Raw genomic sequence first — 250 nt, forward strand, 5'->3', positions numbered from 1 at the left:
ATGATGCCGAACCAGACCTCGACGAGGTTCATCCAGGAGGCGTGGGTTGGGGTGAAATGCACGATGACTCGGGGATGCTCGGCCAGCCACTTCTTCACGTTGGCATGTTTGTGAGCTGCATAGTTGTCCATCACCAGGTGTAAGTCGACCGGATTACCGGTGTCATCGACGGTGTCGCGGTAGGCCCGTTCGACTTGCTTGAGGAAAGCCAGGAACTCTTGGTGGCGATGCTTGGGCTTGAGTGCGGCGG

General features: G+C 58.0%; 1 protein-coding gene. It reads right to left on the bottom strand.

Annotated features, from left to right (window positions below):
- On the bottom strand, positions 1 to 250 hold a 250-nt coding region (locus B1964_RS29080), incomplete at both ends, for a transposase (protein WP_172399011.1).

Origin of the sequence: Gordonia sp. i37, from assembly GCF_002043085.1 — a bacterium.
GTDB lineage: Bacteria > Actinomycetota > Actinomycetes > Mycobacteriales > Mycobacteriaceae > Gordonia > Gordonia polyisoprenivorans.